Source organism: Pseudomonas migulae, assembly GCF_043225285.1.
Taxonomy (GTDB): Bacteria; Pseudomonadota; Gammaproteobacteria; order Pseudomonadales; family Pseudomonadaceae; genus Aquipseudomonas; species Aquipseudomonas migulae_C.
In genome coordinates this window covers 6,013,180-6,031,426 of the sequence record NZ_CP171224.1, presented here as the reverse complement: position 1 = coordinate 6,031,426, position 18,247 = coordinate 6,013,180, and the positions used below count along the sequence as shown (strand labels likewise).

The 18,247-nt window shown below is 60.9% G+C and carries 18 protein-coding genes; 5 read left to right on the top strand and 13 right to left on the bottom strand.

The window, feature by feature from the left end:
• Positions 1–41: 41 nt before the first annotated feature.
• The 13 genes from ACF6ZU_RS27690 to ACF6ZU_RS27630 all read right to left on the bottom strand — a co-directional run bounded on the left by ACF6ZU_RS27690 (position 42) and on the right by ACF6ZU_RS27630 (position 13,768).
• Positions 42–2,471, bottom strand: coding sequence for a TonB-dependent siderophore receptor (locus ACF6ZU_RS27690; RefSeq protein WP_392888901.1), 2,430 nt, complete (start codon positions 2,469–2,471; stop codon positions 42–44).
• Between the two features lie 102 nt (positions 2,472–2,573).
• On the bottom strand, positions 2,574–3,545 hold the full coding sequence (locus tag ACF6ZU_RS27685) for a FecR domain-containing protein (RefSeq protein WP_392888899.1): 972 nt from the start codon (positions 3,543–3,545) through the stop codon (positions 2,574–2,576).
• Positions 3,546–4,058 carry a sigma-70 family RNA polymerase sigma factor gene (locus ACF6ZU_RS27680; protein ID WP_392888898.1) on the bottom strand — a complete coding sequence of 171 codons (513 nt, stop codon included), beginning with the start codon at positions 4,056–4,058 and terminating at the stop codon, positions 3,546–3,548. It abuts the gene before it with no gap.
• Positions 4,059–4,136: 78 nt separating this feature from the next.
• Positions 4,137–5,372, bottom strand: coding sequence for an MFS transporter (locus ACF6ZU_RS27675; protein WP_392888896.1), 1,236 nt, complete (start codon positions 5,370–5,372; stop codon positions 4,137–4,139).
• 78 nt (positions 5,373–5,450) lie between these two features.
• A complete protein-coding gene (locus ACF6ZU_RS27670; protein WP_392888894.1) occupies positions 5,451–6,008 on the bottom strand; it encodes a membrane integrity-associated transporter subunit PqiC in 558 nt (185 codons plus the stop codon).
• Between the two features lie 16 nt (positions 6,009–6,024).
• Positions 6,025–7,680, bottom strand: a complete 1,656-nt coding sequence (locus ACF6ZU_RS27665) for an intermembrane transport protein PqiB (RefSeq protein WP_392888892.1) — start codon at positions 7,678–7,680, stop codon at positions 6,025–6,027.
• Positions 7,661–8,317 (bottom strand): paraquat-inducible protein A, encoded by a 657-nt coding sequence (locus tag ACF6ZU_RS27660; RefSeq protein WP_392888890.1) that lies wholly within the window; start codon positions 8,315–8,317, stop codon positions 7,661–7,663. Before ACF6ZU_RS27660 ends, ACF6ZU_RS27665 begins: the two co-directional genes overlap by 20 nt.
• Positions 8,314–8,910 carry a paraquat-inducible protein A gene (locus ACF6ZU_RS27655; protein WP_392888888.1) on the bottom strand — a complete coding sequence of 199 codons (597 nt, stop codon included), beginning with the start codon at positions 8,908–8,910 and terminating at the stop codon, positions 8,314–8,316. The genes ACF6ZU_RS27660 and ACF6ZU_RS27655 overlap by 4 nt, the downstream gene beginning before the upstream one ends.
• Before the next feature lie 102 nt (positions 8,911–9,012).
• The gene (locus ACF6ZU_RS27650) at positions 9,013–9,282 is read right to left on the bottom strand and encodes a type II toxin-antitoxin system RelE/ParE family toxin (RefSeq protein WP_392888886.1); all 270 of its coding nucleotides are present in this window, start codon (positions 9,280–9,282) and stop codon (positions 9,013–9,015) included.
• Positions 9,272–9,463 (bottom strand): antitoxin, encoded by a 192-nt coding sequence (locus ACF6ZU_RS27645; protein WP_392888884.1) that lies wholly within the window; start codon positions 9,461–9,463, stop codon positions 9,272–9,274. The genes ACF6ZU_RS27650 and ACF6ZU_RS27645 overlap by 11 nt, the downstream gene beginning before the upstream one ends.
• A gap of 402 nt (positions 9,464–9,865) precedes the next feature.
• Positions 9,866–11,167, bottom strand: a complete 1,302-nt coding sequence (locus tag ACF6ZU_RS27640) for an NAD(P)/FAD-dependent oxidoreductase (RefSeq protein ID WP_392888882.1) — start codon at positions 11,165–11,167, stop codon at positions 9,866–9,868.
• Positions 11,164–12,252, bottom strand: coding sequence for a polyamine ABC transporter substrate-binding protein (locus ACF6ZU_RS27635; protein WP_392888880.1), 1,089 nt, complete (start codon positions 12,250–12,252; stop codon positions 11,164–11,166). The genes ACF6ZU_RS27640 and ACF6ZU_RS27635 overlap by 4 nt, the downstream gene beginning before the upstream one ends.
• A 157-nt stretch (positions 12,253–12,409) precedes the next feature.
• Positions 12,410–13,768 (bottom strand): glutamine synthetase family protein, encoded by a 1,359-nt coding sequence (locus ACF6ZU_RS27630; RefSeq protein WP_392888878.1) that lies wholly within the window; start codon positions 13,766–13,768, stop codon positions 12,410–12,412.
• Between the two features lie 161 nt (positions 13,769–13,929).
• On the opposite strand from ACF6ZU_RS27630, the gene ACF6ZU_RS27625 reads away from it, so the two are divergent.
• The 5 genes from ACF6ZU_RS27625 to ACF6ZU_RS27605 all read left to right on the top strand — a co-directional run bounded on the left by ACF6ZU_RS27625 (position 13,930) and on the right by ACF6ZU_RS27605 (position 18,239).
• Entirely contained in the window at positions 13,930–14,844 is a 915-nt protein-coding gene (locus ACF6ZU_RS27625; RefSeq protein ID WP_392888876.1) for a helix-turn-helix domain-containing protein, read from the top strand.
• 231 nt (positions 14,845–15,075) lie between these two features.
• Entirely contained in the window at positions 15,076–15,744 is a 669-nt protein-coding gene (locus tag ACF6ZU_RS27620) for a GntR family transcriptional regulator (RefSeq protein WP_392888875.1), read from the top strand.
• Positions 15,745–15,871: 127 nt separating this feature from the next.
• Positions 15,872–16,678: an ABC transporter substrate-binding protein gene (locus ACF6ZU_RS27615; protein ID WP_392888873.1), complete on the top strand. Its 807-nt coding sequence runs from the start codon at positions 15,872–15,874 to the stop codon at positions 16,676–16,678.
• Between the two features lie 11 nt (positions 16,679–16,689).
• Positions 16,690–17,457 carry an amino acid ABC transporter permease gene (locus ACF6ZU_RS27610; RefSeq protein ID WP_392888871.1) on the top strand — a complete coding sequence of 256 codons (768 nt, stop codon included), beginning with the start codon at positions 16,690–16,692 and terminating at the stop codon, positions 17,455–17,457.
• Between the two features lie 2 nt (positions 17,458–17,459).
• Entirely contained in the window at positions 17,460–18,239 is a 780-nt protein-coding gene (locus ACF6ZU_RS27605; protein WP_392888869.1) for an amino acid ABC transporter ATP-binding protein, read from the top strand.
• Positions 18,240–18,247: the final 8 nt, after the last annotated feature.

The following is an 18,247-nucleotide window of genomic DNA, read 5'->3' as shown; positions in this document are numbered from 1 at the left end:
GGCCGGGCAACGGCTCAGGCCGCTGCCGGGGGCTGAATGTTTCAGAAGTCGACGGTGGCCGACAGTTGCAGGGTACGCGGCGAACCTTGGGAGAAGGCGCCATAGGAGGCGACGCCAGACCAGTACTCGCGGTCGAAGACGTTCTGCACCGTGGCCCGGAATGTGGTCGGACGTTCGGCGATGCGGGTGGCGTAGCGCGCACCGACGTCGAAGCGGGTCCAGGGGTCGAGTTCCTGGGTGTTGGCCTGATTGACGTATTGGCTGCCGGTGTAGATGGCGCCGCTGGTCAGCGTCAGCCCCTCAAACCACGGGATGTCGTACTCGGCCCAGAGATTGGCCTGGACTTCAGGTACGCCCACCGGTTTGTTACCGCGATTGGCGGCGGTGCCGGTTTTCGTCAGTTCAGCGTCGAGGACGGTGACGCCACCGAGCAGGCGAGTGCCTTGGGCGATCTCGCCGAACACGTTCAGCTCCACGCCACGGTTGCGTTGTTCACCCTGTACCGAGAACACGCCCGCGGCCAGTTCACCGCTGGGTTTCTTGATCTGGAACAGGCTGAGGGTGGAGGTGAAGGTGCCGTAGTCGACCTTGACCCCGACTTCTTGCTGGCGGGAAATGTACGGCGCGAAAATTTCACCCGAGTTCGATGCGGTGGCTGGCGCGATGTCGCCCTTGCTCAGGCCTTCGATGTAGTTGTAGTAGAACGACACATGGTCCCAGGGTTTGACGACCACCCCGAACAACGGCGTGGTCTCGCTTTCGTCGTAGGACGTGGTCACGACGCCGGCCGTGTTGAAGTTGTCGGATTCGATGTTCTGCTTGCGCAAGCCCGCCGTGACCTGCACACGCTCGTCCAGTATCGAAAGGGTATCGGCCAGGGCCACGCCCGACAGTTCGGTCTCGGAAACCTTGAGCGCATCCGGTTCAGCGATGAAGGGTTTCGGACGGTCAATCGGGTGATACATGTTCGACCGCACGGCCGGGCCGGAAATGATGCCGCGCTTGAGCTCGTCGCGGTAACGGGTCACCTGCAGGGTGGTGCTGTGGCTGACCGGACCGGTGTCGAAACGCAGGCGCGCACCGGCGTCGACGGTGTAGCGCTCGACCTCGAACTTGTAGTAACCCGGGATCGAGGACGTGTCCCCGGCGCTGTTGAGAATGGTCGGGGTCTGATCGGACATCCGCTTCACGTCCGACTGGCCACCGCCGGCGTGGGCGAAGATGGTCAGCGCGTCGTTGAGGTCGTACTCGGCACCGAGCAGCGCCGATTTGTCCCGGGTTTCGGACCAGCCCCATTCCTGACTCACGTTGGTGCGGCCGTTGGCCGCGGAAGGAATCTCCACGCCGGACGCGATGAGGAACGGTCGCGATGCGCCGTCGAACTGCTCTTTCTGGCTGATCAGGTCCAGAGTGGTTCGCAGGCGGTCACCCTGATAGTCGAGGGAGATGGCGCCGATGTCGACGTCCCGGGACTGATCGTCGATGGCCGTGTCACCTTGTTGGGTGCTGCCATTGACGCGTACCCCGAAGCGGCGTTCTTCGCCGAAACGCCGGCTGACATCGATGTGGCCGCCGATCTGCGAATCCATCGCATAGCTGGCGGTGAACCGGGTCAGGTCTTCGTCCAGCGAGCGCTTGGGCACGACGTTGATTACACCGCCGACGCCGCTATTGGGCGACATGCCGTAAAGCAGGGCGCCGGGGCCCTTGATCACTTCGATGCGTTCGGCGTATTCGGTAAAGACCCGGTAGTTGGGCGCGACACCGTACACACCATCAAACGCCAGCTCGCCGAGGTTGCCTTCGCCCACCGGGAAGCCGCGAATGAAGAACGAGTCGACGATGCCGCCGGTCTGGCCGGTGGAGCGCACCGAAGAGTCGCGCTCCAGCACATCCGCCACCGTGACGGCTTGCTGATCTTTCATCAACGTCGAGGTGTAGTTGCTGACGCTGAACGGGGCGTCCATCACATCCTTGTTGCCCAACAGGCCGAGGCGACCTCCACGGGCGACCTGACCGCCGGGGTAAACGGCCGGCAAGCCATCCTGTCGTCCGTCCACGCCGTTGACCGTGGTGTCGGCCAGGGTCAAGCCGCCGTCGCTGTTCGCCGGGATCGGTGCGAGGGTGTAGCTGCCGTCACTGCGCGGGACCATTTGCAGACCACTGCCAGCCAACAACCGGCTGATCGCCTCCTGGGCCGAGTAAGTGCCGGAAAGCCCCGGACTCATCAAGCCTTCAGTCATCGACGGCTGGAACGACAGGGCGATGCCGGCGTCCACCGCGAACCGCGACAACGTTGCGCCGAGCGGACCGGGCGCAATGTTGTAGGCGCGGGTCGCACTGGCGTCCTGCGGCGCAGGTGCCGCGATGGCAAACGGGCTGGCGGTGCCGGACAGGGCAAGGCTGAGCAGCGCAGAGCGGACAGCCAGCTTGAGAGCGCAATCCGAACGCAGGGGGCGTGCAACGAACATGGAGTGATGACCCTTTCGACGAGGTTGAGAAGTTCTTCCTTTCCTTGCCAGTCGAGATCAAAAAAAGTATCACCCCTTGGCCAGATTTTTTTTGCGAGGGCTTCAGGCGGGGGAGAGCGTCACCCAATAGCCGCTCAAATGGCCGGTGGCGATCACCGGGTAGGTTTGCACGAGCATGTTCAAGGTGCGCTGGGTATCGCTGATGGGAAACGCACCGGAAATGCGCAAATCGGCAATCGCCGGATCACAGCGCACGAAGCCTCGGCGATAACGGGCCAGCTCGGCGATGAAGTCGGCCAGGCGCAGGTTGTCCGCCATCAACATGCCTTGGGTCCAGGCGCTGGCGGAGCGGTCGGCCGGGTTCAGGTGGCCGAATGCTTGCGATGAAAAATCAGTGCGCTGCCCGGCACTGACGATCAAGGGCGCCACGCCGTGGCCAGCGGGCAATTCGACCCGGACGGCGCCTTCCAGTACCGCAAGGCGCGTATGCGTTTGCAGTTCGCGTACGGTAAACCGCGTGCCCAGTGCCTGCATTCGCCCTTGACGCGTGGTGATCAGAAACGGTCGGGCCAGCGGTGTAATATCCGGCGCGGTCTGTACCAGGATTTCACCTTCGCGCAAGTTGATCAGCCGTTGATTGGCATCGAACAGTACGTCGATCGCCGAGTCAGTGTTGAGTGTGATCTGCGAGCCGTCAGCCAGGATCAGTTCGCGCTGCTGACCTACCGCCGTGCGGTAGTCGGCCGACCATTGCTGCGACTCGACGAGTTTCCAGCTGCCCCAGCCCGCAGGCAGTACCGCCAGAATCATTGCCAGTTTGCCCAAGGCCAGGCGACGTTCGGGATTGCTCGGCCGATCCAGAGCCGACATCGCCAACGCGGGAGGCAAGCCACCCAGTTTGCTCTGCAGCAGTTGCGCCCGGCCCCAGGCGAGGCGGCGTTCGGGACTGCTGACGCGCCAGCTTTCCCACTCGGCGCGTTCGCTCTCGTCGAGATCGCCTTCGCTGATGCGCATCAGCCATTCGGCGGCTTCGTCGAGTGCTTCGGGATCAATCCGTGCGTGAACGCTCGACATTCATTCCACCAGCAGCAGGCATTGAACGAAGGCCTGTTTCATATAGCGTTTGACGGTGATCAAGGACACGTCCAGTTGCGTGGCAATGTCGTCGTATTTCAGGCCGCTGAGCTGCGACAGCAGGAAGGCGCGTTTGACCAATGGTGGCAGGGCATCGAGCATCGCGTCGATTTCGTGCAGGGTTTCCAGCACGATGAAACGCAGCTCGGGCGAGGGCGCCTCAGGTGCGGGTAACAGCGCCAGGGCGTCCAGATAGGCGCGCTCGAGCGCCTTGCGCTGATACCAGTTGACCAGAATCCCCCTGGCCACGCAGGTCAGGTAAGCCCGGGGTTGCTCGATGACCGCGACTCTGGAGGCCAATATGCGCGTGAAGGTGTCTTGCGCCAGGTCCGCCGCATCCATGGCGTTACCCAGTTTCTTGCGCAACGTGGCGTACAGCCAGCCGTGATGGCCGTTGTACAGCGCTTCGATCGTGCGCAGGTGATTGTGAGTCGCGGGCAGGGTATCGCGCATTGGATGATAATTTTTAGCGATTGAGAAGTATTCCCAATCCTAAGTGACTGCGCCCCTGCGGCGCAAGAGGGATGCTAATCAGTCTCCAGAGCTTGTTTCGCCCGCCTGCAGATACATCGGCCGATAACGCAAGGCGACAATCGGGACCAACGCGACCCCGTAGGCCAGGCAAACGAACAGATAGGTGTATTGCAGGCCGTACACCTGACTGAGCAAACCGCCTGCCGAGATACCCGCAATGGACGCCAGTTGCGCGGTGCTTTGAGCGATCCCCAGCACGTGCCCTTGCTGTGAGCTGTCGACCGATTTTGAAATCAGCGCCATCAGCACCGGCGTCGTGGCGCCCAGCAGCACGCCCCAAATGAAGTAGGCCAGCACGAAAACAAGCGGGTTTCGGACCATTGCGGCGACGGCCGTCAGGGCGATACAACCGCAGACGACCCACACCATGCGCTGCAGGGTTTGTGGTCGGGTCAGGTGTTCGAAATAGCGCGCCCAGCGTGTCGCAGAAAGAATGAAACCCAGTGCCAACAAGCCGTAACACAGGCCCGTGACCGAGTTGCTCACCTCAAATACCGACGTGACGTACAGCGGGAACGACGTCTGCGGCAGCATCCGCGCCATCAGCAAAATGCCCATGACTACCAGCAGTGGCAACAGAGGTGAACCTTGCCACACGCCACGGGCTCGAGCGGTTCCGGTAGTCGCTGCCGGCTTCTTCACCGGCGGCACATCCGGCAAGGTCACGGCTGCCACGACAGTGCATATCGCACACAGGGCCGAAGCAATGAGGTTGATCCAGAAAAAAGTCGCGAAATCGAGTATCAGCCCGCCGACGACCGCACCGAGCAAGGAACCGACATTGGTGGATATTTGCAGGATCGCAAACAGACGGGCCCGTTTTGCGGGCACTTCGATGCTGACCCCATAAGCCTGGGCCGGTGCGATGTAGCCAGCGAATGCGCCTTGCAGGAAACGCAGCAGCAGGATGACCCAGAGATCACTGCAGAACGCCAACCCCAACTGAGTCAGCGACAGACCGGCCAATGCCCGGATCATCATCCATTTGTGGCCGAAGCGGTCGCCTGTCCGGCCCCAGAAAGCGCTGGTCAGCATGATCCCCAGCATCGGGCCGACGTACACGGCAATGCTGGCGAAACTGAACAGTGAATCCGACGAGGTCAGGCCACGCAGGTACACGGGCCAGAACGGACCGCTCATTTCCATCGCGCCCATGGAGACGAGCTGGATCGTGAACAGAAGATAAATCAGGGTTCTGACGCTCGAACCCTGAACAGTGCCTGATGGGAGCATCGGTCAGCCTCGTAGGTTGGCCGGCATCCTACGTGCTTTGCCATCGGCGGAAAACCATGTCGCTCCTTGCGCCGCCGTTCAACTGGCTGACGGACAGCCTTTCTGCGCCGAAGTAGCCGCCTGATTGATCAGCGCTGCCAGCCGCTTGACGTTGTTCTGCTGGGCGATGACCAGATCATCAACCGTTGGCCCTGAAGGCGTTTGCAAGGTGCTGCGGCAGGTGAGCGGTGCGCTGTCACTTTCACCGTGGCGCAGGCGCCATTTGACGTCGATCAGGCCGTACTGGCCGGGAACCGAGTCGAAGCGCTGCACCTCCAGGCGCACCGACGCTTTGCGTTGGGGATTGCTGTTGGTCAGTTGATCCGCCAGCGCGCTGCGCAATTCGTCCATCAGGCTGGCGGCCCACCATTCGGTTTCAAGAATCGCCAGACCGCTGTTGCCCTGACGAATGACGATCTGCGGGCGGTCGACCTGGGGCGGCACGCTGAGGCCTTCAATGAGGATTTCCCCACTGGCGCCGCGTGCGGTCCCGCTCAACTGCGTCGGCATCAGCGTGTGGAACTGAATCGGGTCACTGCGGCAGGCAGCGAGCAATACACACGCGGTGACCAAGGTGATCTTCAGCGAAAAAGCCATGGTGTTGCTCCTGTGGTCAGTTGCGCGGCGGACCCTGTAGATCCGACGGTGCTGCGTTGTTGGGGCGACCGCGAATCAGCGACTCCGGATGCCGGCCCAGGTAGTCCGAGAGTTCACGCAATGAACGCGACATGCGCCCGAGTTCGTCCAGGGTCTGGGTCAGTTGCTCGCGTTGCGGAGAGTCTTCGGCAAGGGTCGAACTGGCCGATTGCAGGGTCTTGCTGACATCCGCCAGGGTGTTTTGCACGCCCGGCAAGGTCTTGGCGTTGAATTGCCCGAGGCTTTTCCGCAGTTCGACGAGGTTGCCGTCGAGATTGCCGGCAATGCGCTCGATCGGCAGTTTGTTGATCTTGTCGACCATGCCTTCGAGTTTTTCCTGCAACTGTTCGAGGCTGCCGGGGATGGTGGGAACACTGATAGGGCGGGCGGTCGGGTCGAATGCGACTTTTTCTGCCTTGGGGTAGAAATCCAGCGAGATGTAGAGCTGACCGGTCAACAGATTGCCGCTACGAGCCTGGGCGCGCAGACCGTTGTCGATGAAGGTGCCAATCAACCGCACCGCTGCGGCTTCATCGGCGGGATCATGATTCAGCGCCTTGAGCATTTTGGTGTGGGCCTGACCCAATCGCTGCGGGTAGATCACGATGCCGACGTTGACCGGAAAGCTGCGTTTCACCGCATCGAAGTCGAGGTTGACCGACACCACCTTGCCAATTTCCACGCCAAGGAATTCCACCGGTGCATCGACCTTGAGCCCGCGAAGGGCCTGGTCGAAACGCAAGGTCAGGTATTGCGCCTTGCCGTGGGGTGGGGCGAGGGCGGTTTGCTGGTCTTCAAACAGGTCGTAAGACTTGTCTTCAGCCGCCGCCACGTCATTGGGGCTGTATTCCGGGGCACGGAACGCGATACCACCGACCAATAGCGAGGACAGCGATTCTGTTTTGACGGCAAAACCGTTGGCGCCTACGTTCACATCGATACCGCTGGCGTTCCAGAATCGCGTGTTTTCAGTGACGTACGCATCGTTGGGCGAATGGATGAAGATTTCGATATTCACGCCTTTGCCGTCGGCGTCCAAGGCATAGGCCACCACCTGGCCGACGGGGATTTTGCGGAAGTACACCGGGGAGCCGATGTCCAGCGAGCCAAGATCCTGGGTGTGCAACGTAAAATGCTTGCCCGGTTCGCCATAGGTAATAGGCGGCGGGTTTTCCAGGCCGGTGAAGTTTTTCGCACGGGCGTTGGACTGGCCGATGTCTGCGCCGATGTAATCCCCGGAGAGCAGGGTGTCGATACCCGACACACCGCCGGCACCGATACGTGGGCGCACCACCCAGAACTGCGAGTCCTCGCGGGTGAAGCTTTCCGCTTGCTTGGACAGTTTGATGGTGGCGTTGACGCTCTTCTGATCGCTGCTCAGTTCTACGTCGGACACGTGGCCGATCACCACGTTGCGGTATTTGACCTCGGTCTTGTTGGCGGTCAGCCCGCTGCCGGTCTTGAAGGTGACGATGATGGTCGGGCCTTCCTGCAGGATGCTGTGCACCACCAGCGAAATCCCTACCAGCACCGCGACAATTGGCACGATCCACACCAGCGAAACGCCGAAACGACGAGTCTTGATGGGAGCCTGTCCGGGCGCTTGCGGCCCGTCAGTGGCTTGCGACTTCATCCATGACCTCCTCGTTGTTTTGATTTTCACGCCGCGAATCCCAGATCTGACGCGGGTCGAAACTCATTGCCGACAGCATGGTGAACACCACCACCAGGCCAAAGAACAGAATGCCCGTGCGCGGCTCGATATCGGCCAGGGCCTGAAACTTCACTAACGACGCCACCAGCGCGACCACGATGACGTCGAGCATCGACCAGTAACCGATGACCTCGACAAAACGGTACAGCTTCGAGCGTTCCTTGCGCGCCCACTGGCTGTCGCGGTGCACGGTGACCAGCAGCAAGGTAATGGCGACGAACTTGATGCCTGGCACCGCGATGCTGGCGATGAAAATGATCAGGGCGATGTCCCAGGCGCCGGCCTCCCAGAATTCAAGCACGCCGCTCATGATCGTGCTGTCGGCGCCGTTTCCGACCATCTTGGTGTTCATCACCGGCAACAGGTTGGCCGGGATGTAGAACACCAGGGAAGTGAGGAGGTAGGCCCAGGTGCGGGTAAGGGCATTGGTTTTGCGCCGATGCAGCGGTGCACCGCAGCGCTCGCACTCGTGGGGTTCGCCGGTCATGTCGCAGGCCAGGCCGCAGCTGTGGCAGAGGCACAGGTTGAGTTCGCTGGCGACGGGGGGCGTGGTCATAGAATGTCCCACAATTCGCGAATATCGCGTCCGGCAATGCGGATCATCATCAGGCTGAGAATGGCCAGGGCGAACAGACCGATGCCGGGCAACACGTCGAGTAATCCGGCGAGTTTGATCACCGCGACCATCGCCCCCAACAGGCAGACTTCGAGCATGCTCCAGGGCCTGAGGGTTTCCAGCCAGCGCATGCAGAACCTGAAACCTGGTGCGCGCCGGGAGGTGAGGGCGAAGCTCAGCACCCAGATCAACAGCACCAACTGGAAAATCGGCGCGATGATCATGGCGATCGCCGCCACCATCGCAATGAACGTGATCGGCCCCAGACTCAGGGCCAGTACGGAATCCCACAGCGTCGCGCTGTTTTTCAGGCCCTTGAGGCTGATGCTCATCACTGGAAAGAAATTGGCGAAGATCCACAGCACCAACGCCGTGATGGTCAGTGCCAGGCGCTGCTCCACCGTCAGGCCGTTATAACGCTGAAGCACGCCGCCGCAGCGGGTACAGAGGGTTTTCTGATGTTTGGCGAGCGTGACTTTTTGATACACGCAGTCGCAGTGCTCGCAGATGATCAGTTGGTCAGTCGTAGCCATAGGCCGCACTCGCCAGGAGACAGGAATGTCAGAGCACCTCCTCAATATAGAAGTGCCTTGCGATTGAGCAAATCGAAAAGCTGAATGGGGAGGTGCTTTGTCTCAGGGGTATTGTTGTCTGGCATGCAGAACGTTGAGGATCTCTATTCGATCCGTCACTTGGTAGACCACCAGGTAGTTGGGGTGAACGACGATTTCCCGGGTGCCGGAGACTCGACCCAATCGGTAGAGACCGGGATGTTGCGCAAGAGCACAGGTAGCCGCTTCGATGGACTGATACAGCTCGCTGGCTGCTGAAATGTTGCGGTCGCCGATGTAGTTCAGGAGTTGCCGTAAATCGGACCTGGCTTCGGGCCGCCATTCAATCCGCATCGCGCCCCAGGCGCTTGGATTCGATGAGGGCTTGCATCTCCGCCATCACTTGCCCGTGTGGGATATTGGGACGCGGATCGTCGAGCGAAGCTTGTACTTTTGCGCGAAACCAGCGGTCATGGCTGGCTGCCTGCGCTTCGGTATCAGGCGATGAATCAGACGGGGGATGGTGAGGGTCCATGCTGACCTCCGGGATCGATGTCGGCCAGTCTAGTGGGTATGTGGTTCGTTGTCGTTGTTGTCCGGACTGCCGGGAAGTTGTCTGGTTCATGATCAATAGCCGTCGCTGAAAGGTGTCACCACGCTAGACCTCGTGCTTCCGACGGGCAACCTTAAAAGAATGTCAGACATTTCCTCGGTTTTTTTGCTTGTGCGCATGCTTTGTAGGACGCCTACGGACCTTGTAGGAGCTGGCTTGCTGGCGATCGGTTTCGAGACTTGCGCCGCATTTGAGGACGCCATCGCCGGCAAGCCGGCTCCTACAGGGATTTGCGTTTGCCCGGTCGATCGGGTGTGCCCGGACAATGTAGGAGCCAGCTTGCTGGCGATGGCGTCCTCGAACACGACACAGGTTACGAGGGTATCAGCCAAGAACCTCGCGCATCCGGTACCAGAACATCCCGAGCGCCAGCAGCGGAGAACGCAACATCGGCCCGCCGGGAAAGGTCATGTGCGGCACGGCGCTGAACACGTCGAACCCTTGGCTGTGCCCGGCATGAATCGCTTCACCCAGCAGTTTTGCGCACCAGTGGGTCACGTTCAAACCATGGCCGGAATAGCCTTGGGCGTAGAACACGTTCGGATGCTGCCGCAAACGCCCGACCTGCGGAAAACGGTTGGCGGTGATGCCAATCTTGCCGCCCCACTGATAATCGATGCGCACGTCGGCCAGTTGTGGGAACACCTTGAGCATCTGCGGGCGCATGTAGGCGCTGATGTCCGCCGGATCACGCCCGGAATAGTGGCAGGCACCGCCGAACAGCAAACGCCGGTCCGCCGACAACCGGTAATAATCCAGCCCGACTTTCTGGTCGCACAGCGCCAGGTTCTGCGGGATCAACTGCGCGGCTACTTCCGGCGTCAACGGCTCGGTGGCGATGATGTAGCTACCCGCCGGAAGTACCTTGCCGCTGAGTTTCGGTTCCAGTTCATCCAGGTGTGCATTGCACGCCAGCACCAGGCTGCCGGCGCGTACCGTTCCACTGGCGCAGCGAACCTGCACCGTGCTGCCATGGATCAACTCCAGCACCGGGCTCTGCTCGTAGATCTGCACCCCGAGGGACTGCGCCAGTTGCGCTTCGCCGAGCACCAGATTCAGCGGGTGCAAGTGCCCCGAACCCATGTCGACCAGCCCTCCGGCATATACCCCGGAGTTCACCACCTGCTCACGGATCTGCTCCGGCCCGACCAAACGTGTTTCATGGACATAGCCGCTTTCGACGAGCTCATCCTGCTCGGTCTTGAACGCCGCGAACTGCGCCTTGGTATTGGCCAGCTCACAAAAACCCCAGCGCAGGTCGCAAGCGATGCCGTGTTCACGGATCCGGTTGCCCACCAGTTCCACGGACTCGATTCCCGCACGTTCCAGATAACGCACGCCTTCGTTACCGACATGTTTGGCGAAACCGCTGACGTCGTGCCCGATGCCGCGAATCAACTGCCCACCGTTGCGCCCGCTGGCGCCCCAGCCAATCCGCCGGGCCTCCAGCAGGACCACCGACAGACCGCGCTGCGCCAGTTCGATCGCGGTGTTGACCCCGGTGAACCCGCCACCGATCACGCAGACATCGGCCACCCGGTCTTCGGCCAATGTGGCGAAGGGTGCCGAGGCATGGGCCGACGCGGCGTAATAGGAGCGCGCATGTTCGTTGCTGTACTGATTCATTTGTTGGACTTCACTTTGCTCCAGGAACGGGTCATCAAACGCATGATCGACTGGGGCGGGGTGGTGGAGATGTAGAGCTTGTCGAGCACTTCCTGAGGCGGATAAACCTCGGGATTGTTGACCAGCTCGGCATCCATGAATTCCTTGGCGGCCGGGTTCGGGTTGGCGTAACCGACCGAAGCGCTGACTTTGGCGATCACCTGCGGGTCCAGCAGGTAATTGATGAAGGCGTGGGCCTCTTTCGGGTTGCTCGCGTCGGCGGGAATCGCCAGCAAGTCGAACCACAAGTTACTGCCTTCTTTCGGAATGGCGTAAGCGATGTTCACGCCGTTCTTGGCTTCCTTGGCGCGGTTGGCCGCCTGGAACACGTCACCCGAGTAACCGAACGCCACGCAGATGTCGCCGTTGGCCAGGTCCGAGACGTACTTGGACGAGTGGAAATAGGTGATGTAAGGCCGGATGCTCAACAGCTTGGCTTCGGCCTTTTTGTAATCCTCGGGGTTCTCGCTGCGCGGGTCCATGCCCATGTAGTTGAGGATGGCGGGGAACACTTCGTCCGCCGAGTCCATCATCGATACGCCGCACTGACTGAGTTTCTTGATATTTTCCGGTTCGAACAGCACCGCCCAGGAGTCGATGTGATCGATGCCCAGCACTTGCTTGACCTTGTCGACGTTGTAACCGATGCCGTTGGTGCCCCACAGGTACGGCACCGAGTGCTCGTTACCCGGATCGTTCTTCTCCAGCAATGCCAGCAGTTTCGGGTCGAGGTTCTTGAAGTTGGGCAGTTGCGCGCGATCCAGCTTGAGGAACGCGCCGGCCTTCACCTGGCGGGCGAGGAAGTGGTTGGACGGCACCACCACGTCATACCCGGTACGACCGGCGAGCAGTTTGCCCTCCAGGGTTTCGTTGGAGTCGAAGACGTCGTAGATCACCTTGATCCCGGTTTTCGCCTGGAAGTCGGCGAGGGTGGTTTCGCCGATGTAATCGGTCCAGTTGTAGACGCTGACCTGTGGCTGGGCCTGGGCAACGGCGCTGAACAGCAGGGCCAGCGCGACCGGGACCACGGATTTCAATAGACGCATATCGACACCTCTTGGAGTTGTTTGGATTTTTCAGGTGTTTCTTGGGTGCCTGTGCGACCGTCATCGCGAGCAGGCTCGCTCCCACATTTGGAATGCATTTCCCTGTGGGAGCGAGACCGGCTTGCCGGCGATGAGGCCATCACAGACGGTGCAAATCTCAGACACTAAGCAGCAAAAACTCCCGCTCCCACGAACTGATCACCCGCTTGAAGTTCTCGTGCTCGGCCCGCTTGACCGCGACATACCCGCGAACGAATTTGCTGCCCAGGTACCGCTCGATGGTTTCGCATTCTTCCATCTGTGTCAGCGCGTCTTCGATGGTGATCGGCAGGCGCAGGTTGCGACGTTCATATGCACGGCCCTGCACCGCAGCGCTCGGCTCGATGCGTTCGATCATGCCGAGGTAACCGCACAGCAGACTCGCCGCGATCGCCAGGTACGGGTTGGCATCGGCGCCGGGCAAGCGGTTTTCCACGCGCATCGCTTCCGGGCTGGACGTCGGCACACGCAGGCCGACGGTGCGGTTTTCTTCGCCCCATTCGACGTTCACCGGGGCCGAGGTGTCCGGCAGGAAGCGACGGAACGAGTTCACGTTGGGCGCAAACATCGGCAGCACTTTGGGGATGTATTTCTGCAAACCACCGATGTAATGCAAGAACAGCTCACTCATCTGCCCGTCTTCAGTCGCGAAGATTGGCTGGCCGGTGGCGATGTCCACCACACTCTGGTGAATGTGCATGGCGCTGCCCGGTTCGTCGCCGATCGGCTTGGCCATGAAGGTCGCCGCGACGTTGTGCTTGAGCGCCGCCTCGCGCATGGTGCGTTTGAACACGGTGATCTGGTCGGCCAGGTCCAGCGCGTCGCCATGGCGGAAGTTGATTTCCATCTGCGCCGGGCCGTCTTCGTGGATCAGCGTATCGAGGTCTAGGCCTTGCAGTTCGCACCAGTCATAGACGTCTTCGAACAGCGGATCGAATTCGTTGGCGGCGTCGATGGAAAACGACTGGCGTCCGCTTTCCGCGCGGCCCGAACGGCCCATCGGTGCCTTGAGCGGCAAGTCCGGGTCTTCGCAGCGCTGGGTCAGGTAGAACTCCATTTCCGGCGCGACAATCGGCTTCCAGCCTTTGTCGGTGTACAGCTGCAGGACCTTCTTCAACACGTTGCGCGGCGACAGCTCGATCGGGTTGCCGAATTTGTCGAAGGTGTCGTGGATCACGATCGCGGTAGGCTCGATGGCCCACGGGATCACGTAGACCGCGTCGGAAACCGGCTTGCACACCATGTCGATGTCGGCCGGGTCGAGCAGGTCGTAGTAGATGTCGTCGTCGACGAAGTCCCCGGTTACCGTCTGCAACAACACACTTTCCGGCAGGCGCATGCCTCGCTCATGCAGGAACTTGTTGGTGGGTGCAATTTTGCCGCGTGCAATGCCGGTCAGGTCGCTGACAACACACTCGACTTCGGTAATCTTGTGATCTTTCAGCCACGTGAGCAGCTGATCGAAAGGGACATTCATAAAGACCTCGTTGTTGGTTTTATTAACGCCGGGGAGGGTGGTTTCATCCGCCACACACTTCCCCTGGAACGCGTTGACGACTATCTTGGGCGAGCCTTGACGTTCCATCTATCCACTTTCAGCAGCACCAAAACGCACCAAACGAGTGCGTAAGGTCACCCATGACAGCGTGCAATCCATTACAGGTCCAAGCGTTCGACACCGCCGATGTCGCCGAGCAAATCCGCGCCACACCGGGCTGGGTCCAGCATTACCAGCAGATGTCGCCGGGGCATTTCGCCGGGCGCGTGCGTTACCTCGACCTGCAGGGCGTAGAGATTTACGAAGAACACATGAACACTCGGGTCGAGCAGAATTTCAGTGCGCCGGAAGGCTCGCTGGCGTTCTGTTTCGATCGCAGCGACAACGCGCTGTACGTGTTGAATGAAGAAAGCCGCAACATCTGGATCACGCCGGAGAACTACCAGGAAATTGCCGTGGTGTTCGGGCCGGCGTTCGTCCAGCGCCACGGTCTGAATGTCGCCCGGCTCGAAGGCTTGTTCATGGCGCCGCTGAATTCGGGGCAAAACGCACTGTTCAGCCGCTGGCTGAGCGGGACCCTGACCCGGCTGGCGCAAACCCTCGATCCGCCGAGCAAAGAGGCGTTGACCCAACAGTTGCTGGAGGACTGCCTGTACATCCTCGACAACGCCTGCGTCTGCCTGGATCGCGGCGGTTTGCAGCGCCGCACTGAAGAGCGCGCGGTGATGAAGCGCATCGGCGAGTGGGCCGCCGATTCTCCGGAAGAAACCCTGAACCTGCTGGAGCTTTCCCAGGTCGCCGGGGTTTCGCTGCGACAGTTGCAGCACGCGTTCAAGGCCTACACCGGCATGACGCCCACTCATTGGCTGCGCCTGCGCCGCCTCAACAGCGCCCACCGCGAATTGCTCAACCGTTCGCCCATGGAAACCACCGTGGCGGAAGTTGCGATGCAGTGGTCGTTCTGGCATCTCGGGCGGTTTTCCAGCAGCTACCGGGCGCTGTTCAAAGAGCTGCCGAGTGAAACCCTGAAGCGCCCGCATCGCAACCACAAGTAACGTTTCAATCCGGTGACGGATGTTACCTGCCTGCACTTATTCGTGTCGGCGGGCAACATTCCGGGGCCATTCGCCCCATTCTCATGCACCCGGCAACTCGCCTGATTGCCCTTCGAATCATCAATAAACCAACCGAATCAATCACCTGAAAGCGCCGTGAAGGATCTGGCACGCAATGTGCTTTTTTGGCTTTATGGATAATTGGATACAAAAATACAAAAGGTGCACCTGATGAAATTTGCCCCTGTCTATACCGAGCGCCAACCGATCACTGCCGAAGAGGAGGCCTACAACTTCCTGCTGGAGGCCATTTGCAAAGGGCGTTACCGCACCGGCGAGCGCCTGATTGCCGAAGACATCGCGGGCGAAATCGGCATGAGCCGGATGCCGGTGCGCGAAGCTTTCCGACGCCTGGACGCAGATGGCCTGGTGACGTTGCGGCCCAACCGTGGGGCCATCGTTCGTGGCCTGAACATCGAGGAAATGCGCGAAGTCTTCGAAATGCGCAGCGCTCTCGAAGGCCTGGCGATCCGGGTTGCCGTGACCAAGATCACCGAGCGTCATTTCAGTCATCTGGAACGCCTGCTCGACGAGATGGACGACTACCGCGAAGACGGCGCCGAGTGGGTCAGCCGCCACCGGGCCTTTCATGAATACCTCTGCAGCCTCGCCGAGCGCCCGCGGTTGATGCGGCAGATTTCCGCGCTGTACTCGGTGATCGAGCCGCACATGCGCCTGTGGCTGCAACACGCCGACAAACCCCGCAGCGCCCGGGACGAACACGCCTCGATTGTCACCGCCTTGCGATCCGGCGATCCGGACAAAGCCGCAGCGGTGGTGTGCGAACACATCGAAGGCACCATCCCGCGCCTCATTCAGTTCCTCGAAGCCCACCAATAATCCGCCCCTCGTAGGAGCCGGCTTGCCGGCGATGGGGCCCTCACGCCTTGCATCGCACAAAAGCTGCCATCGCCGGCAAGCCGGCTCCTACAAAGGGCATCCGTTGCAGCACACCTGGAGTCTTGCCATGCACAAGCCTTGCGCGTTAGTTGCCGTTTTCACCCTGAGCCTATGTTCCCTGTCGGCATTCGCCACCCCTGAATTGCCCGAGCGATTGAGCAAGAGCGAAAAAATCGTCTACTGCTCCGGCATGGACTCGCCGCCGCTGGTGTCGTTTGACGTGAAGCAGAAACCCGTCGGGCTGCAGGTCGATATGGGTGAAGCGATTGCCCAGCGCCTGGGGGACAAGAAAGTCGAGTGGCGCATCTCGCCTTTCGCCGGGCTGATCCCGGCGTTGCTGGCGCAGCAATGCGACATGATTGTCGATCAGTTGTTCGATAAACCCGAGCGCCGCGAGGTGATCGATATCGTCAACTTCATGTATTCCAGTCAGTCCATCGTGGTGCCCAAGGGCAACCCGAAATCGGTGAACACCCTGGAGGATTTGTCCGGGCTCAAGGTCGCAGTGAGCAACGGCTCGACCATCCGTGTGCTGCTCGGCAAGGAAAACGAAAAGCTTGAAGCGGCCGGCAAGCCGCCGATGAAACTGGTGGTCTACAACGTCGACGCCGATGCCTTCCAGGCGCTGCGCATCAACCAGGTCGACGCGTTCGGCACCACCGTGGAATCCGCCGGGCATTACCAGCAACTGGCGCCGGACCTGTTCCAGTCCGCCGTACCTGCGTTCAATCGCATCCTCACCGGTTTCGGCGTGCGCAAAAGCGATCCGCAGCTGACCGCCGCCCTGACCGAAGTCCTCCAAGGCATGCGCGCCGACGGCAGTTACGCCGCGCTCCTCGGCAAATGGCATGTCGACGGCGACAAACTGGACTGAGGACGCACGCGATGAACTTCAATTGGGATGTGTTCTGGCAATACCTGCTGCAGCCCAGCGATGTGTACCTGACCGGGCTCTGGCTGACCTGCCTGATCAGCGTGTCGGCCATGTTGCTCGGTTGCGTGCTCGGGCTGATTGCCGCGCTGATGAAACTGTCACGCAATCCGCTGCTGCAGTATCCGGTGCGGTTCTACGTGTGGTTGATGCGCGGCACACCGTTGCTGGTGCAGATCGTTTTTCTGTACACGGCGCTGGCGGCCGGGGGGATCTTTCGCTTCGAAGACCTCGACCTCGGCTGGTTCATCGTGCCGGGCAATATCCAGGCGGCGATCATTGCCCTGGGGCTCAACGAAGGCGCGTACATGGCGGAGATCATCCGAGCCGGGATCGGCGCCGTGGACAAGGGGCAGTATGAAGCCGGGCGTTCGCTGGGCATGACCTTTCCCAAGCTGATGCGCCGCATCGTCCTGCCCCAGGCGTTCCGGGTGATCGTGCCGCCGCTGGGCAACGAGTTCAACGTGATGCTGAAAAACACCACGCTGGTCAGCGTCATCGGCGTGCAGGAACTGTTGCTCAGCACCCAGATGGTCACGTCCGCGACCTTCCGTGTGTTCGAGTTGTACCTGGTGGTCGCCATCTACTTCCTCGCATTGACCACGCTCTGGGGCTTCTTCCAGCGCTGGCTCGAAACCCGGTTCGGCCAGTCTGACCGGCCCGCGCCGGCGGCCAGCCGCATGTTTGGTCGCAACACCATGAAATTGCTGAGAGGGCGTTGAACATGGCGCACATGAGTGAAGAACTGGTCATCGAAGCCCTGGATATTCACAAGTCCTTTGGTGACCTGCAGATTCTCAAGGGCATCTCGCTGCAAGTGCGTCGGGGTGAAGTGGTGGTGCTGATCGGCGCGTCCGGCTCCGGCAAAACCACGTTTATCCGCTGCATCAATCTGCTGGAGGACATTCAGTCCGGGCAGATCCGCGTCAGTGGCCAGCCGATGGGTTATCGCACCAAGGCCAACGGCAGCCTGGTCAAGGATTCAGAGCGCAATATCGCTCGCCAGCGCCGGGACATCGGCATGGTGTTCCAGCGCTTCAATCTGTTCCCGCACATGACCGCGCTGGAAAACATCATCGAGGCGCCGATCCACGTCCTCGGTGTGGCGCGCGCCGCGGCGGTGGAGCAGGCGAGGGCGCTGCTCAAGCGCGTCGGGCTGGCGGAAAAAGCCGATCACTATCCGTCGATGTTGTCCGGTGGCCAGCAGCAACGTGTCGCCATCGCCCGCGCCCTGGCGATGAAACCACAGGCGATGCTGTTCGATGAACCGACCAGTGCCCTCGACCCGGAAACGGTGGGCGAAGTGCTGCAAGTCATGAAGGAACTGGCGGAGGAGGGCATGACCATGGTCGTGGTCACCCACGAGATGGGGTTCGCCCGTGAAGTGGCCGACCGGGTGGTGGTGCTTGATCAGGGTGAGCTGATCGAACAGGGCCCGCCCGAACAGATCTTCAGCCAGCCGAAGCACGCGCGTACCCGTGCCTTTCTCAGTCGGGTGCTGTGAGCCCCGAA

What these genes read in the sequence shown, in the direction of transcription:
- ACF6ZU_RS27685 (WP_392888899.1), bottom strand. Translation starts at nt 3,545, where the DNA reads ATGTCGAGCGTTCACGCACGGATTGATCCCGAAGCACTCGACGAAGCC.
- ACF6ZU_RS27605 (WP_392888869.1), top strand. Translation starts at nt 17,460, where the DNA reads ATGGCGCACATGAGTGAAGAACTGGTCATCGAAGCCCTGGATATTCAC.
- ACF6ZU_RS27670 (WP_392888894.1), bottom strand. Translation starts at nt 6,008, where the DNA reads ATGGCTTTTTCGCTGAAGATCACCTTGGTCACCGCGTGTGTATTGCTC.
- ACF6ZU_RS27630 (WP_392888878.1), bottom strand. Translation starts at nt 13,768, where the DNA reads ATGAATGTCCCTTTCGATCAGCTGCTCACGTGGCTGAAAGATCACAAG.
- ACF6ZU_RS27660 (WP_392888890.1), bottom strand. Translation starts at nt 8,317, where the DNA reads ATGACCACGCCCCCCGTCGCCAGCGAACTCAACCTGTGCCTCTGCCAC.
- ACF6ZU_RS27610 (WP_392888871.1), top strand. Translation starts at nt 16,690, where the DNA reads ATGAACTTCAATTGGGATGTGTTCTGGCAATACCTGCTGCAGCCCAGC.
- ACF6ZU_RS27645 (WP_392888884.1), bottom strand. Translation starts at nt 9,463, where the DNA reads ATGGACCCTCACCATCCCCCGTCTGATTCATCGCCTGATACCGAAGCG.
- ACF6ZU_RS27680 (WP_392888898.1), bottom strand. Translation starts at nt 4,058, where the DNA reads ATGCGCGATACCCTGCCCGCGACTCACAATCACCTGCGCACGATCGAA.
- ACF6ZU_RS27650 (WP_392888886.1), bottom strand. Translation starts at nt 9,282, where the DNA reads ATGCGGATTGAATGGCGGCCCGAAGCCAGGTCCGATTTACGGCAACTC.
- ACF6ZU_RS27620 (WP_392888875.1), top strand. Translation starts at nt 15,076, where the DNA reads ATGAAATTTGCCCCTGTCTATACCGAGCGCCAACCGATCACTGCCGAA.
- ACF6ZU_RS27665 (WP_392888892.1), bottom strand. Translation starts at nt 7,680, where the DNA reads ATGAAGTCGCAAGCCACTGACGGGCCGCAAGCGCCCGGACAGGCTCCC.
- ACF6ZU_RS27625 (WP_392888876.1), top strand. Translation starts at nt 13,930, where the DNA reads ATGACAGCGTGCAATCCATTACAGGTCCAAGCGTTCGACACCGCCGAT.
- ACF6ZU_RS27655 (WP_392888888.1), bottom strand. Translation starts at nt 8,910, where the DNA reads ATGGCTACGACTGACCAACTGATCATCTGCGAGCACTGCGACTGCGTG.
- ACF6ZU_RS27675 (WP_392888896.1), bottom strand. Translation starts at nt 5,372, where the DNA reads ATGCTCCCATCAGGCACTGTTCAGGGTTCGAGCGTCAGAACCCTGATT.
- ACF6ZU_RS27615 (WP_392888873.1), top strand. Translation starts at nt 15,872, where the DNA reads ATGCACAAGCCTTGCGCGTTAGTTGCCGTTTTCACCCTGAGCCTATGT.
- ACF6ZU_RS27690 (WP_392888901.1), bottom strand. Translation starts at nt 2,471, where the DNA reads ATGTTCGTTGCACGCCCCCTGCGTTCGGATTGCGCTCTCAAGCTGGCT.
- ACF6ZU_RS27635 (WP_392888880.1), bottom strand. Translation starts at nt 12,252, where the DNA reads ATGCGTCTATTGAAATCCGTGGTCCCGGTCGCGCTGGCCCTGCTGTTC.
- ACF6ZU_RS27640 (WP_392888882.1), bottom strand. Translation starts at nt 11,167, where the DNA reads ATGAATCAGTACAGCAACGAACATGCGCGCTCCTATTACGCCGCGTCG.